1 protein-coding gene is annotated in these 1164 nt (G+C 43.0%); it reads right to left on the minus strand.

What is annotated here, in order from left to right; genetic code table 11:
* Nucleotide 1 precedes the first annotated feature (1 nt).
* Nucleotides 2-1162, minus strand: a complete 1161-nt coding sequence (gene tuf / locus BA053_RS06235) for an elongation factor Tu (protein ID WP_065095220.1) — start codon at nt 1160-1162, stop codon at nt 2-4.
* Nucleotides 1163-1164: the final 2 nt, after the last annotated feature.

Raw genomic sequence — 1164 nt, forward strand, 5'->3', positions numbered from 1 at the left:
CTCACTCCAAAATTTCAGAAACAACACCAGAACCAACAGTTCTACCGCCTTCTCTTATCGCAAAACGCAATCCCTTATCCATTGCTATCGGTACTTGCAATTCTACTTCTACACTCACATTATCTCCTGGCATTACCATCTCCTTCCCATCTAGTAATTTTATGCTCCCAGTTACATCCGTTGTCCTTAAATAAAACTGTGGCTGGTAATTCGCAAAAAATGGTGTATGCCTTCCTCCTTCCTCTTTCTTTAATATATAAACCTCCGCCTTAAACTTTCTATGCGGCGTTATCGTCCCCGGTTTTGCTAATACTTGCCCTCTCTCCACTTCTTCTCTTTTTGTTCCTCTTAACAATATTCCTACATTGAGTCCTGCACTTCCCTTATCCAGCAACTTCTTAAACATCTCAACCCCTGTGCATATCGTCTTTTGCGTCGCTTGCAGACCTATTATCTCTATCTCTTCTCCCGTCTTTATCTCTCCCTTCTCTATTCTTCCTGTTACCACTGTTCCTCGCCCCGATATCGAAAATACATCTTCGATTGGCAATAAAAATGGTAAATCCACAGGCCTTGGTGGAACCGCCACATATTCATCTAACTTTTCCATCAATTTGTCTATTGATTTTTTTCCATATTCGCTGCTGTCATCCTCCAGCGCCTTGAGTGCTGAACCAACCACAACAGGCACTTCATCCCCTGGAAATCCGTATTTATTCAGCAATTCCCTCACTTCCATTTCCACTAAATCTATCATATCAGCATCAGCAACATCAGCTTTATTTATATACACCACGATATATCCAACACCCACCTGCTTCGCCAGCAATATATGCTCTCTCGTTTGTGGCATTGGCCCATCAACCCCTGACACTACCAATATCGCCGCATCCATCTGTGCTGCACCTACTATCATGTTCTTTACATAGTCAGCATGTCCAGGACAATCAACGTGTGCATAATGCCTTTTTTCCGTCTGATACTCAACATGCGCTGTTGCTATCGTTATCCCCCTCTTCCTTTCTTCTGGCGCTTTATCTATCTGATCGTACGCTACAAAATTTCCATAATGCTTCGTTATCGCCGCTGTCAACGTTGTCTTCCCATGATCCACATGTCCTATTGTTCCCACATTTACATGCGGCTTTCCAAATGCTTCCACTA

It is taken from the genome of Wolbachia endosymbiont of Nomada ferruginata, from assembly GCF_001675785.1.
GTDB lineage: Bacteria > Pseudomonadota > Alphaproteobacteria > Rickettsiales > Anaplasmataceae > Wolbachia > Wolbachia pipientis.